The 14,143-nt window shown below is 39.6% G+C and carries 12 protein-coding genes and 1 tRNA gene; 6 read left to right on the plus strand and 7 right to left on the minus strand.

The window, feature by feature from the left end; translation table 11 throughout:
* Positions 1-29 precede the first annotated feature (29 nt).
* Positions 30-611, minus strand: a complete 582-nt coding sequence (locus AC0KUU_RS04795) for a YitT family protein (protein ID WP_043978354.1) — start codon at positions 609-611, stop codon at positions 30-32.
* 200 nt (positions 612-811) lie between these two features.
* Between AC0KUU_RS04795 and AC0KUU_RS04800 the strand changes: the two genes are divergently transcribed.
* Entirely contained in the window at positions 812-1,309 is a 498-nt protein-coding gene (locus tag AC0KUU_RS04800) for a GNAT family N-acetyltransferase (protein WP_043978356.1), read from the plus strand.
* Between the two features lie 26 nt (positions 1,310-1,335).
* On the opposite strand, the gene AC0KUU_RS04805 is transcribed toward AC0KUU_RS04800, so the two are convergent.
* Together AC0KUU_RS04805 and AC0KUU_RS04810 are read right to left on the minus strand one after the other, a co-directional pair.
* Entirely contained in the window at positions 1,336-2,049 is a 714-nt protein-coding gene (locus AC0KUU_RS04805) for a YoaK family protein (RefSeq protein ID WP_013058628.1), read from the minus strand.
* A 123-nt stretch (positions 2,050-2,172) separates the two neighbouring features.
* Positions 2,173-4,215: a catalase gene (locus AC0KUU_RS04810; RefSeq protein WP_322552370.1), complete on the minus strand. Its 2,043-nt coding sequence runs from the start codon at positions 4,213-4,215 to the stop codon at positions 2,173-2,175.
* Positions 4,216-4,387: 172 nt separating this feature from the next.
* Between AC0KUU_RS04810 and AC0KUU_RS04815 the strand changes: the two genes are divergently transcribed.
* Positions 4,388-5,359 carry an NAD(P)H-dependent flavin oxidoreductase gene (locus AC0KUU_RS04815; protein ID WP_165575875.1) on the plus strand — a complete coding sequence of 324 codons (972 nt, stop codon included), beginning with the start codon at positions 4,388-4,390 and terminating at the stop codon, positions 5,357-5,359.
* 70 nt (positions 5,360-5,429) lie between these two features.
* The gene (locus tag AC0KUU_RS04820) at positions 5,430-5,825 is read left to right on the plus strand and encodes a hypothetical protein (RefSeq protein WP_043978365.1); all 396 of its coding nucleotides are present in this window, start codon (positions 5,430-5,432) and stop codon (positions 5,823-5,825) included.
* 27 nt (positions 5,826-5,852) lie between these two features.
* Here AC0KUU_RS04820 and AC0KUU_RS04825 read toward each other — a convergent pair whose 3' ends face one another.
* Positions 5,853-7,205: a cation:dicarboxylate symporter family transporter gene (locus AC0KUU_RS04825; protein ID WP_237074192.1), complete on the minus strand. Its 1,353-nt coding sequence runs from the start codon at positions 7,203-7,205 to the stop codon at positions 5,853-5,855.
* Positions 7,206-7,438: 233 nt separating this feature from the next.
* Positions 7,439-8,203: a sulfite exporter TauE/SafE family protein gene (locus AC0KUU_RS04830; protein ID WP_043978369.1), complete on the minus strand. Its 765-nt coding sequence runs from the start codon at positions 8,201-8,203 to the stop codon at positions 7,439-7,441.
* Positions 8,204-8,474: 271 nt separating this feature from the next.
* Here AC0KUU_RS04830 and AC0KUU_RS04835 point away from each other — a divergent pair, with 271 nt between their 5' ends.
* Positions 8,475-9,749: an ATP-binding protein gene (locus tag AC0KUU_RS04835; protein ID WP_043978372.1), complete on the plus strand. Its 1,275-nt coding sequence runs from the start codon at positions 8,475-8,477 to the stop codon at positions 9,747-9,749.
* Between the two features lie 164 nt (positions 9,750-9,913).
* Here AC0KUU_RS04835 and AC0KUU_RS04840 read toward each other — a convergent pair whose 3' ends face one another.
* Positions 9,914-10,816, minus strand: a complete 903-nt coding sequence (locus AC0KUU_RS04840; protein WP_043978374.1) for a TetR/AcrR family transcriptional regulator — start codon at positions 10,814-10,816, stop codon at positions 9,914-9,916.
* Between the two features lie 264 nt (positions 10,817-11,080).
* Between AC0KUU_RS04840 and AC0KUU_RS04845 the strand changes: the two genes are divergently transcribed.
* Positions 11,081-12,604 carry a DHA2 family efflux MFS transporter permease subunit gene (locus AC0KUU_RS04845; protein ID WP_153255271.1) on the plus strand — a complete coding sequence of 508 codons (1,524 nt, stop codon included), beginning with the start codon at positions 11,081-11,083 and terminating at the stop codon, positions 12,602-12,604.
* 34 nt (positions 12,605-12,638) lie between these two features.
* Here the strand turns inward: AC0KUU_RS04845 and AC0KUU_RS04850 are convergent, their stop codons facing one another.
* The gene (locus AC0KUU_RS04850) at positions 12,639-13,691 is read right to left on the minus strand and encodes an aromatic ring-hydroxylating oxygenase subunit alpha (RefSeq protein WP_043978378.1); all 1,053 of its coding nucleotides are present in this window, start codon (positions 13,689-13,691) and stop codon (positions 12,639-12,641) included.
* 210 nt (positions 13,692-13,901) lie between these two features.
* On the opposite strand from AC0KUU_RS04850, the gene AC0KUU_RS04855 reads away from it, so the two are divergent.
* Positions 13,902-13,974 (plus strand) — tRNA-Thr (locus AC0KUU_RS04855).
* The last annotated feature ends 169 nt before the right edge of the window (positions 13,975-14,143 follow it).

Below are 14,143 nucleotides of genomic sequence, written 5' to 3' on the forward strand. Positions count from 1 at the left end.
CTCGAGATGAATGTCTCGAGGCTTTTTCCCTATACATAGACGATGATGCGTTTGAAAGATGTAATTAAACTGGTCACTATACCGGAGCATACAACAATGAATAATGAATAAATAGCTGTATCGTTTTGAAGCAGTAAAATACCTGAAATAATAATAGATGCGTCAATTACTAAAATAATGATGCCAGGATTTAAAGATAACCATTTCGCAAGTATCAGAGAAAATAAGTCGACCCCGCCTTGACTTGCGTGCTGCCGGAGCATGATGCCGGTTCCGATTCCGTTAAAAACACCTCCAAGGCAAGCGCTTAAGATAATGGGAAGGTGAAAAATCCCATGAAGCGGAAACAGCAAATCAATCATCACGGCTGAGAGAACCATGCCATAGATAGCATTTAAAAAATAAGAGCGGTTAAAACCTAGAGCGAGAAGGTAAATAGGGAAGTTTAAGCAAAAAATCATCACGCCTACTTTATAGCCAAGTAAATAATTAAGAATTAAGCTAATTCCCGTAATGCCTCCTGTTACAAGCTGAAGCGGAAGAATAAAAACGTTAATTCCAATACTAACAAACACACTGCCAATTCCAATTGCAATTAATTTTTTATACATGCTGTCTCATCCTTGTCTCTGAATCTCTTTATATGTATATGAAGACAAGCAGAGTTTCAGCACAAAGACCGCTTCAGAAACCATAATGAACGGATTAAATATATGCAAAGGAAGCTGTTTTAAAATGCAAATGTGTTGCATAAACATGTTTCACCATAGACAATAAGAACTAATGAAGAAGGTAAATGGAGGAGAAAAAATTGATCGTTCGAAAAGCTAGAGAAGAAGAAACATCATCTATTGAAACAGTGACGCTTGCTGCTTATGAGCAATATGCAGCTGTAAAATCAGAAGCACACTGGAAAAGATATCGAAAGGGAATTTTACATACCCTGAGTGAAGAAAAGAAATTTGAGTGCATTGTAGCTGAAATCGATGGAGAAATGGCAGGAAGCGTTTTGTTTTATCCGCCGAATACGGATGTATACGGAGGGTTGTTAAAGCCATTTCCATGGGCCGAAATTCGTCTGCTGGCAGTTGCTCCGACGCATCGCCGAAAAGGAGTCGCCAACGCGCTTCTTGAAGCGTGTGAAAAAAAATCTCGGGAGCTAGGGTGTTCTTATTTAGGTTTACATACAGATCATTCAATGGAACATGCCATTAAGCTGTACACTAAAAGAGGTTACGTTCGCTTTCCTGATAACGATTTTTATCCGGTAAAAGATTTGCATGTTATGGCATTTAGAAAATCAGTTTAATAAAAAAGCCTTTGAAATCATTGATTTCAAAGGCTTTTTTGAGATTCTGAATTTAAAATGACAAAAGCGAGAAAAAGAATAGCAGAAGCTAGCCAAACTGCTTTTGTCCCCAGGGTGAAAGTAGAAATAGAACCTAACAATGCCCCACTCAAAAAAGAGAGGATAATGGCGGTAAAACGAAGGCACTGATAAGCAGCGTTTTCATCGCGTTTGAATATAGCATAGTATGCTGCTTGAGAAGCAGTACGAAGGTTTCCGGTCGTCATGGTTGTATTATATGACCATTTTATCAAAGTTCTAAATGAAGAAACTTGAAGAGCAGCAACAAATGAAATTGTTACTGTAACCAACATATTAGGAACACTAGACGGTAAAAAACCAACGATAATGAGTACGACAATTTCTAAAAGCAATACGATACGAGAAGTATCAGGGAGTACAGATACAAATCGCGGCTGCTTAAATGTTTCGGTTACAGCAACACCTAGGATAAAGGCTACAATAGGGGGAATATGAAGAAAAGCTTCTGTCCATTGACCTTGCGCTGCCTTTACACCTAATAAGACGATATTTCCACTTTGTGCATTTGCGAATACTCCGTTTCTGCTTATATACGTATAAGCATCAAGAAAACCTCCCACAATAGCTAACAAAATTCCAAGAATAACTGAATTTGCCGTTGCAGCTTTTTTGAATCGTTTCGTTAATTGTAAAAAGTAAGATGATTTATTTGTGAGCATGTCTTCTTTCTGCCTCCTGAAAATCTAAGGTGCATTATCTAGTATAAGCAAAAGAGAAACTTTTCTTCAATTACTGTGATTTCATAGAAAAAAGATAGGGGAGGTCCCTATCTTTTTTGTAAGTTATATAACGTGACGATTCCAGTGGCGGTGAGCTGAAATAGCTTCAATAAATTCATCTGTAAAGCGTGTAGTTTCTCCAGTTACGACACCGGGACTGCTATCTAAACCAGCAGCTTTTAGCCACTTAACACCTTCATCCGTCGCGCCAATTGGTTTAAAATGCTCGAATGCTTCTTGAGCAAATGTCAGTGCTTCTTTACGAAACTTCTCATCAGCCGACGCGCTTCCGACAACATAAACCGCATCGAATAAAACAGAATCACTTGTTAAGAACGTGTGCTGTACTTCAAGTTCTGACCCGTCTGTTCCTTTTACGTTTTTGAGGGTTGTGCTTACAATTTCAGGCTGAATGCCCTGTTGTTTTAAATTGTTTAACACCTGTGGTAGGTCACTGCTAAAGTCATTAGCTGCAATGACAGCTACTTTACGCGTATTCGGCTTTTTAATCGTCTGTTCCTGACTAAGAGCCGGAGATGACTTGGTCACTGGCGCGTCTTCTCCTGATGGAGGCGTTGCACCAATCGCTTGTGCTACTTGTCTAGCTAGCACTGTACTGACGTTGGCAAACATATCAACGACCTGCTGCTGAACAGACTTGCTTTTCACTTTTCCAAGCTCAAAGCTGAAAGCACTGATAATATGCTCTTTTTCAGTGTCGCTCATGCTATTCCAAAATAGCGTTGCCTGTGAAAAGTGGTCTTTAAAACTTTCGCTTCGGCTTCGAACTTTTCTTCCTTCCACTTTTTCTTGATAGTGAGCATAACCGCCCTCTGACTCTGGTACAGGAGCCGGGGTATTGGCTGCAAGAGAGTTTCTGTGATAGCTGACAGGCCCTTTGTTAATCGTTTGACGTCCGTAACCGTCTCGTTGATTGTTATGAAACGGGCATACTGGACGGTTGATTGGAAGTTCGTGAAAATTCGGACCGCCAAGACGAATAAGCTGGGTATCCGTGTATGAGAACAATCTTCCTTGTAAGAGAGGATCATTGGAAAAATCAATTCCCGGTACCACATGTCCCGGATGGAATGCGACTTGTTCCGTTTCGGCAAATACGTTGTCTACATTTCGATTTAAGGTCATTTTTCCAACCAATTTGACGGGAATGTCTTCTTCAGGCCAAAGCTTAGTTGGATCGAGAATGTCAAAGTCGAATTTAAATTCATCTTCCTCATCTATAATTTGAATACCTAGCTCATATTCAGGATAGTCTCCGTTTTCAATCGATTCCCATAAATCGCGGCGATGAAAATCCGGGTCTTTCCCAGAAATTGTTTGAGCCTCGTCCCAAACAAGGGAATGCGTTCCGAGCACAGGCTTCCAGTGAAATTTGACAAAATGAGCTTTCCCTTCTGCATTAACTAAGCGAAAAGTATGTACGCCGAAGCCTTCCATCATACGCAAACTGCGTGGAATTGCACGGTCTGACATTGACCACATGACCATGTGAGCAGACTCTTGGTTATTGGCGACAAAATCCCAAAACGTATCGTGTGCTGAAGCCGCCTGCGGCATTTCGTTGTGAGGCTCAGGCTTAACAGCGTGAATTAAATCCGGAAATTTAATCGCATCTTGGATAAAGAACACGGGAATGTTATTTCCAACTAAGTCATAGTTTCCTTCTTCTGTATAAAATTTTGTTGCAAAACCACGGGCGTCGCGCACCGTTTCAGCTGAACCTTTAGAACCTGCTACAGTAGAAAAACGGACAAATACAGGTGTTTTTACAGATGGATTCTGTAAAAATTTAGCTTTTGTATATTCACTGAGAGAGTCATACAGTTCAAATTCTCCGTGAGCAGCGAAGCCTCGTGCATGAACGATGCGTTCAGGAATGCGCTCGTGGTCAAAATGCGTCATTTTTTCACGGAAATGAAAGTCTTCCATAAGGGTTGGACCACGTTCACCTGCTTTTAAAGAAAATTCATCTTCGGAAAGCTTTAACCCTTGATTGGTTGTGAGCGCTTGGTTTCGATCATCTGTTTTAAACTGCTCGAGCTGTTCTTGCTTGCTTTTTTCATTTACAGAGTGCTTTTTTGTCATACCTGTCTTCCTCCTTGATCTTCAGTTAATAATCATTACAAAATGTGTACCCTATCAAAAGTTGAAGCAAACAGAAATGTTGGAATTTTTTCGTAGGAAATCCGTTATTTTCTTGTTATGATTATGAATAAGTATTCATAAATAAGAAAATAAAAGGAGAGGGGATACATAGATGAAAACACGGGTAACAGATTTATTAGGAATTCAATATCCAATTGTACAAGGAGGTCTGGCTTATTTAGCGTACGCAGAACTTGCTGCTGCTGTCTCAAATGCAGGAGGTCTTGGACAAATTACAGCTATGACGCTCCGAACACCTGAGAAACTTCGAGCTGAAATTAAGAAAGTACGTTCTTTAACTGAGCGTCCTTTTGGCGTTAATTTTGCTGTTGGAGGTCAAACAGAAGGTTCTTATAAAGAACTTCTCGACGTAGCAGTAGAAGAAGGTGTGCCGGTTGTTTCCATAACAGGAGCAAATCCCGCACCTATTTTTGAGAGATTAAAAGGAACAGGAATTAAAACGCTCGTGCTTGTAGCCAACGTGCGTCAAGCTCAAAAAGCTGAGAAGTTAGGAGCAGATGCTGTCATGGCAGTGGGGCAAGAAGCAGGAGGACATATCGGACGTGAGGATCTCGGCACAATGGTACTAATTCCTCGAGTAGCTGCGGCTGTGTCAATTCCGGTCCTGGCCAGCGGAGGGATTGGAAACGGCCAAGGATTATTGGCGGCGTTATCATTAGGCGCTGAAGGAATTGAAATGGGAACACGTTTTATCGCGACAAAAGAATGTGTAGATGCCCACGATGCGTATAAACAAGCTATTGTAGAAGCAAAAGAAACCGATACTGTGGTTATTAAACGTTCGTTCGGAGCACCTGGACGCGTATTGAAGTCCCACTACACTCTTGACATTATCGAGCGTGAGCAGCAAGGAGAGAGGTACGAAGAGTTAAAAGACGTCATTAGCGGAGGGGCAAACTGTCGGTATATTTATGAAAATAAAATCGATGAAGGCTATGGATGGGCAGGCCAAGTCGTTGGACTGATTGATAGTATCCCAACGGTGCAAGAGCTTTTTGACAGTATAATAGAAGAAGCAGAAGCTGGTTCTAAACGACTGCTGAGTATAGTGGAAAAGAAGTAGAGATACAAGCCGTCATACTGCAGCAATTATTCGCATATTTATAATCTATATCTCTAAATGAGGTGAGAGAATGAAAAGGATGCGAGCATTTGCTATTATGACGTTTTTAGTAGTAGGTTCAGGTTATGCAGTTTTTACTAAAAAAGAAGAAGTTTTCAAGACTCAGCAAGCACAAGTGTACGAAGAAGCAAAGCCTGTTATTAAACAAATGGACAAACTGGATATTTGGCATAAAATCAGCAGCGGTTTAACTGAAGCGGGCTATGAATCAAAGGGCGTGAATTCTTCCCTTTACTCAAAAGACAGAGTAGAAATGGATGTGTATATGGAGCCTTCCGTTTCAGCTGATGCCAAAACACAAGAAACGATTAAACAAATCGTATATAAAATACTCGAAGAAAATAAGTTTCAGCAAAAGGCCTTTCATGTAACAATTAAATTCCTGCCCGAAAAACAAGCAAAATAGACTTGTCTCGGCCAGGAAATTTTTTTGTTAAAATGCTTTTTCATTGACTGCTGGAATACTGTCTGGGAGAGAAATTTCAGCATTTTTGGGCTGATATGCAATTTTTCCGTCCAGCACATCATTTGCTTTTTGTAAATCTAATAAATTTTCCCATCGTGCGATAATAAAAGCAGCTACCGCATAACCAATAATATTAACTGTGGTCCGGTAATTACCCATAAAGCGATCAGGAGCGAGCATCAGAGCAACGGCTGCTACTGGAATGGATCCGGTTGCTGCTGCGGTAGCAGAGAGAGCAACAAAAGCTGATCCTGGAATACCAGCCATTCCTTTAGACGTAAGAAGAAGAACACCAAGCATTAAAAGCTGATCAGTGAGACTCAAATCCACGCCTGTTGCTTGTGCTAAAAAGACGAGGGCAAGAGACAAGTAAATGGAAGCACCGTCTAGATTAAACGAATAGCCCGTAGGCACAACCAGGCCCACGACTGCTTTGTTGCATCCTGCTTGTTCGAATTTATCCATGAGCTGCGGCATAACAGCTTCAGTGGAACCCGTAGCAAATGCCAGCATAATTTCTTCTCGTATATATAGAATGACTTTCCACAAACTTAATTTTAAATAGATTCGTAAAATAACAGCTAAAACAAGAACAAATGCTAGACAGGCAATTGTCATAGCGATAAATAGCTTTCCGAATGCAGCAAGTGTTCCAAGACCGTACTGACTAACTGCGAATGCCATGGCACTAAAGGTGGCAAGAGCCGTTAATTTCATAATGTATCCCATAATTTTAAACAACACATCATTTACTTTTTCCAATACATTTAAAAGGGTCTCTGCTGTTTTTCCACCTATATGAACAAGCGCGATGCCAAACAAACAAGAAATTAAAAGCACTTGAAGCATGGAGTTGCTTGAAAAAGCACCAACTGCACTGTCTGGAATCATATTAAGAAAAAAATCACCTTCACTCGGAAGTTCGGAGCCGTTTGTCTTCGCGTCCACTTCGCTTGTGCTTAAGCTTGAAGGATCAACATTTATACCGGTGCCGGGGTTCATTACGTTTGCTACTAATAGACCGATTAATAGAGCGAATGTTGTGACAATTTCGAAGTAAAGAATGGTTTTTCCGCCGATACGCCCAACTGTTTTAATGTTTCCAACCTTGGCAATTCCAACAACGACTACTCCAAAAATAAGAGGAGCAATCAGCATTTTGATAAGCTTAATAAAACCGTCTCCAATCGGTTTCACAGCATTTCCAAAGCTTGGCCATAGATATCCTACGGCTATGCCAAGTACAATTGCCATCATAATTTGAAAGAAAAGACCTTTATAAAAAGGTTTTTGCTTACTTTTTGCTGCTGTTTGTGTCATGTGTTCTCCCTTCGTCGTACAATTTTTTGGATATCACAACAGATGTTATGTTTTTTTACATTTTAACGTAAGGTTGTTTGAGGTGTCATTGGTCTCTTTGACTAAAATTCAATAAAAATATTAGTTGAAGTGTATAAGAAGGGAAGGGAAGTGGTTTAAAACATTATTATTTTTAATGTAGATCTTTAAAAAAACTAATAAAAAGCACATGCAAAGGCATGTGCTTTTATTTGTTAAATTAATTTAATTCCGCTAATTAGAATGATGGTTGCCATAATGGCTTGAAGCGGTCTTGAAGGCACTTTCGTTGATAAACGGCTTCCGATTAACACACCTGGAATAGATCCAATTAATAGGTTAGCAGTCAACATGTAATCCACGCTTCCAAAGCTTGCATTTAAAATACCAGCCACCGTAACGAGAAGAAACGCATGTGCAATATCAGTTCCAACCAGCTCAGATGTTTTTAGCTTAAATAAGTACAGCATCGCAATCGCAAATAATGAGCCTGAGCCAATTGATGTTAGTCCGACAATGAATCCAAAGACTACGCCAATTCCGATTGTTAATCCTTTTTTCTGATTTAAGTCCATTTCCTGAAATCGGTTGGGACGAATTAATTTATCAAAAAAGACGCGAAAGATAATTGAAATGGCAACCAGCGTCATGACATATCCAAGAGCGTGCTTAATAATCGTTTCTTGATGCTCGTGAAAAGATGGAAATGCATGAAGTGTGACAATAGCCAGCACAGCGCTCGGAATACTTCCGAAGGCTAAATATTTTGCTAATTTAAAGTTAATGGTTCGCTGTTTGTAGTGCTGAGCGACTCCGAATAATTTTGTGATAGAATTGTAGACAAGATCTGTTCCTACGGCAATGGAAGGGTTAATGCCGAGTACAATCAGTAAAGGTGTTAATAAAGCGGCACCTCCAACCCCAGTTAAGCCTACAAGGGTTCCAACGAATAATCCCATTAAGGTAATTGATAGTTCCATATTTCGTCCTCCTACTCTCAAAACCAAGTACATTGATCTGATTATAGAGCATTGTAACTCATATGTAAATAAAATTCTGAATATTTTTAGTGAAGTTGAAAAGGTTTTCTTAGCCTTCACTATTTTAGGGAACGGACGATAAAGTCATAGGAAGTTATAAAAAAGTAAATAGAATACGTTTATTTATCTATGATTACGCTCTAATTTGTGTTACAAATGTAAATGCAATAAAAGAGTTTATTTTTATCTCATTTGAAAGACCGGTGAATGCATGAGTTTTGTCACGAAAGATTTGTTAATTAATTTTTTATTTATTTTATTGGCGCTGTTTTTAGTGCAGATGTTTTATTTAATCAAGTATGCTAAAAAAATTCATTGGTGGAAAGATCGTTATATCGCGGTATTTCCGATTTTAGCTATTACCTTTTGCCTTTTGTTTCCGGTTAACGGAGCTTATGTCCCGGATGACTATCGGATGGATCTACGAAGAATTCCTTATATTTTAGGAACGTTATATGGAGGCTGGCCGCTAGGAAGCTTGCTTTTTGTCTTTATTTTACTGCTGCGCTTGCTAATTGGCGGGTACGATGTAGGCTTTTTATCAACACTAATTTCTCTTCCGATTTTATCCATTCCTTTATTTTTCATAACAAAATACTTTTTGCATTTCTCATTAAAAAATAGAATTATCGTGAGCACCTGTCTTAGTCTGATCGGTTCTTTATTAGCTATGCTTGTATCTATTTTTGTCTTGCACGTAACAAGCATTCCTATTAGCGTGTGGGTTCAATTCGCGATTTTAGATGTAGCAGGCATGTTTGTAATTACCATACTGTGGGAAGCGATACGGGCAAATTTACTAGTGCTGCAGCGCCTGATGAAAGCAGAGAAACTAGAAATTGTCAGTCATTTAGCTGCCAGCATCTCTCATGAGGTGCGAAATCCTCTAACGGCAAGCAGAGGATTTATGCAAATGCTGCAAGAAGATGAAAAAGAACCTGCTAAAAAACGCTACATTTCCATTGCGATTAATGAACTAGATCGTGCAAAAGAAATCATTGATGATTACTTGCTGTTTGCCAATTCTGCTCCGGAACGAAATGAAAAAATGAATATTTCAGAAGAGATTCATCATGTCACCCATATTATGACGCCTCTTGCCAATATGAATGGAGTCGCTATTGATTTTACATTTGATGAAGAAGTGAAGTTCTGCGTAATGGGAGAAAGAAGAAAGCTTCAGCAGTGCCTAATCAATTTATTTAAAAATAGTATTGAAGCCATGCAAAATGGAGGCACGTTAACCGTTAAAGTAACAAAAGAAGGCGAAGCTGTTATTGTGGATATTATCGATACAGGCTGCGGTATGACGCAAGAACAAATCAACCGGTTAGGCGAACCGTATTTTACAACAAAAGAAAAAGGTACGGGGCTTGGAACGATGGTATCTTTCAGCATTATTCATTATATGAAGGGAAAAGTGAGTGTGTCTAGCACAAAAGGAAAAGAAACGTGTTTTTCACTTCAATTTCCACTTTGTGAATAAAGAGGTCGGGACAAAAGTTATTTAGTTGAAGGAAAATCCGAATGCGTTTGATTCTTGAGGGAGAATCAAACGCATTCGGATTTTTTCATTGGCAGGGTAAATGTAGATTTCATCTATTTATTCGTCTGTAAATTGTATGGATTTAGTTATGTTTTACTCTCTTTTTAATGACGTTCACTCACATACTGATCAATCATCGTTTGCAGTTCCTCTAGGGTCGTTTTACCGTTGTTAACAGACAGCTGCTTTAACGATTGAAGGGCACTATCTACAACAAACTTCCGGGGATTGGACTGTTTAAACAGCTCTTCTTCAATAAAACTAATAAGCTCTGTGCATTTTTGACGTTCGAATTCATCAGTAAATTGTTTGTGAACCTGTTTTTTTAAATCGATAAGTGCTGCAGAAATGTCCTGTTCTATTTGATTTTTAGTATTTGGGCAAGATGGAAGCCATTCTTTAATCGTTTGCGGATCGAGCAAAATGTCTCCTGAATTTGCTACTTCGTCTACAAGAGGAAGCAGGCGCTTGACACTGTAGCTTATGATCTCATGGGGGTCAGTATTTGTGCCGTTAACCATAAAATTATAGTGAAAGTTGCGATGAAGCATGCCAAGAAACATAATTGCACAATCTAGCAGGTACGGTTTCTTTTCTTGTCCAAATAAATCAATGAACCGCTTGTAAACCCAGTTTACTTCAACAAACTGGGTTTTTTTTATGTATGCTTTTAAATCAGGATCATTGGAAACAAATACTTCTTCAAGTAATGTGAAAAATTTATGTTTATGATGGTTTTTCATCTGTGCATCAATCTGTTTAACAAATACATCTACATCGGTCAGGCTTTTACCAACCAGCAGCTGATTTCGCTCTTGTTCAATTGTTGTATGAAGCCAGGTAAAAACAGCGATTAATAATTCATTTTTTGAAGAAAAATAGTTGTAGAATGTTCCTTTTGAAATGCCGCTATAATCAATGATGTCTTGAATAGATGTAGCTTGAAATCCTTTTTCAACGAAGAGATGGTGTGCATTTTTTACAACTTGCTGTTTTCGGTTATTCATTATTATCACCTAAATATAAAATTAGACTCATGGTCCAACTTTATGATACATGATTTAAAGCGTTTACACAAATGTTCTTTTCAAAAAATAGACGATATCACGACAATGTATTGATATAAAAGGATTATAGGACTGAAAAAGTCGGTAAAATAAAGAACATGAAGGCAAGATTTTTCACTTGCATAAATTGAACTCACAGTATAATATACTCTATGTAGAACATGTGTCTAAAAAAATGAACTTGAAGTATAAGGAGGTACAATAATGAGTCAATCGATAAATCAAATGGAAAAGCCCCCTTATGGCATAATTGCTATTTTATTAATTGGCGCTTTTATTTCATTGTTGAATGAAACGTTATTAAATGTGGCGCTTCCGTCTATTATGAAAGACTTAGATGTGACAACGTCAACTGTCCAGTGGCTTTCTACTGGTTATATGTTAGTGAATGGTATTATGATTCCAACTACCGCTTTTTTAATTCAGCGCTATTCTGTCAGAGGCTTATTTTTAACGGCTATGACTTTATTTACAGCGGGAACAATACTTGCAGGTGCTTCGCCCGTATTTTCGGTCTTGTTAACCGCTCGTATTATTCAAGCATCAGGCGCAGCCATTATGATGCCGCTTTTAATGAACGTATTGCTCACAAGTTTCCCATTAGAAAAACGCGGAGCTGCGATGGGGATTTTCGGTTTAGTTATGATTTTTGCTCCGGCAATTGGCCCTACCTTATCAGGATGGCTAATTGAACACTATGAGTGGAGAATGCTGTTCCACCTTGTTACGCCAATCGCGGCAATTGTATTAATAGGGGCTTTCTTCCTATTAAAAGACAAAAAAGAAAAAGTGGAAATCAATCTGGATTTCCTATCGCTTGTGTTATCTACAATTGGATTTGGGGGACTTCTATACGGATTTAGCTCAGCAGGGGATAAAGGCTGGGATTCTGTGGAAGTATACGGCACCATTATCGTAGGAGCCGTTGCGCTGATTTTATTTATTACGCGTCAGTTCAAGCTTAAAACACCTATGCTTGAATTCCGCATTTTTAAATATCCAATGTTTGCTTTATCATCAACGATTTCAATGGTGATTACAATGGCATTATTCTCAGCCATGCTGCTAATGCCAATTTATGTTCAAACGGTACGAGGCATTTCTCCGCTTCACTCAGGATTACTAATGCTTCCGGGTGCGCTACTCATGGGTGTGATGTCTCCGATTACCGGAAAATTATTTGATAAATTCGGAGCGCGTGCACTGGCTGTAACGGGTCTAACGATTACAGCCGTTACGACGTATTTCTTCAGTAACTTAGAGCTTGATACGACATATACAACGCTCATTACGCTTTACACGCTTCGCATGTTCGGAATGTCTATGGTGATGATGCCGGTTATGACAAACGGATTAAATCAGCTGCCGCAGCGCTTTAATCCGCATGGTACTGCGATGAATAACACGCTTCAACAAGTATCGGGAGCTATTGGTTCGGCTCTTTTAGTAACGGTGATGTCAAATCGTACAGCTACGCATGCAAAAGAGCTTGCTCAAGATGCAATGAGCGGAGCAGGAGCAGCGAATGCAACGGCAGCCGGGGCAGCTCAAATGAAAGAACAAATTGGGATGCAGGCAATGGTACAAGGAATTAACGATGCGTTTGCCGTCTCAGTAGTACTAGTGGTGGTTGCTTTAATTCTTTCATTGTTTATGAAACGCGCCACGCCGGCAAGTGAAGATGAAGTGATAAAGGAAAAAGCAGGACGCGAGCAGTTTGCTAAATAAAAAAGAAATCCCCGCTGAAACAGCGGGGATTTCTTTAGCTTGTATATCTAAAGCTTAAGCCCATTTTCTTTAATAATTTCCGGTAGCCGATGGACGTTTGATCAGCCATAATATGCGCTTCCATCTGCAGGTCTAAAGGCAAGTCTTCAGGCTTTTGGTTTTCAACCATTTCACGGTCTTCGTCAAAGACGCGAAGGTTAAAGTCATACACACCTTCAACGGGAGAATCTTTGTCAAAGTTTCGAGCGATTGGTGCGAATAAACGTGTTTCGCGGGCTGAAATAGGAGAGACTGCATTCATAATCCACAGTTCTGCGCCTTCTGGGAAGTATACTTTTAGCGTAGCTGTAAACGGCGGATAAACATCAAAGACGCGAAGCCATTTAAAATCAGGTGGATTTAAATGCTGCTGTTCTTTGGAATAATTGCTCACGGTGCTCGTATATTCTACATGAAGCCCATACTCTGTATCGCTTACTTTATATTTAGGCACAAAGGCGTTGTTTCGATCACCAAATGTGTCTGTGTGAACCCAAGCAAAATGAGCTACGTCTAAAAAGCCTTCCATTTGACGACCGGCCGAACCCATGATATCAAAGCTCGGACAAACAATTTGCTGAAAATCAGGGTCCTCCCACGCATCGAAGTAAGGCAGGTTATCTTGTTCTCCTGTCAGGGAAGTCCATACTAATCCAAATCGTTCAATAACTGGATAGACGGCCATACACAAGCGGGGAGAAATATTGGCATCAGGGTGAGCTGGAATCGACGTGCATGCACCGTCCGTTGCATAGCGGAAGCCGTGGTAAGGACAGACAATTTCATCATCTTCCACCCAGCCCATGCTAAGAGGGGTGCCTCGGTGAACGCATAAATCACGAGCCGCCACTACTTTGTGTGTGGTACGGTATAGAACTAGATTTACATCTAGCAGTTTTACGGACGTTGGTTTCTCTGTTACATCACTGCAGCGTGCGACGGGGTACCAATACTTAGCGAGCGTCGTCCAATCTTCCAGGCTGAACGTGCAGTCTCTTGGGTAGGGAGTTGCCGTTTTTGGTTTGGTCATGGTTGGTTGTTGTTCCATCTATTTTCTTCCCTTCTTTTGTAAGCTCTTTTACTAAGGGTAATATAAAAAAAGAAAATTCACACAATTTATGTAAGGAGTTCTAACATGAAATATGGAACTTTGTAGAAAGTGCGAATTTCAGAAGACGTAAATTAGAGAATATACCAATAAAAAAATTTAAAAAAGCGCTTCCTAAATAAATTTAAACGTGATATAATTTTCCAAGACGCTGGTGTAGCTCAGTAGGTAGAGCACTTGCATGGTAAGCAAGAGGTCGCAGGTTCGATCCCTGTCGCTAGCATACTAAAAAACCTTCTTTCTTGTTGAAAGAAGGTTTTTTTTTATTTGTGTCGGCTTTAAAATTATTCTCCGAATTATTCTTTCCCTCCTTGTGAAAACTTTAACAGTTTGATAGCCTTATTAGGAGATTGTGAGAAAATATGCGTATCTTTTCCCCTGTGTCTTATGAA

The organism is Priestia sp. ST2 (assembly GCF_055810735.1).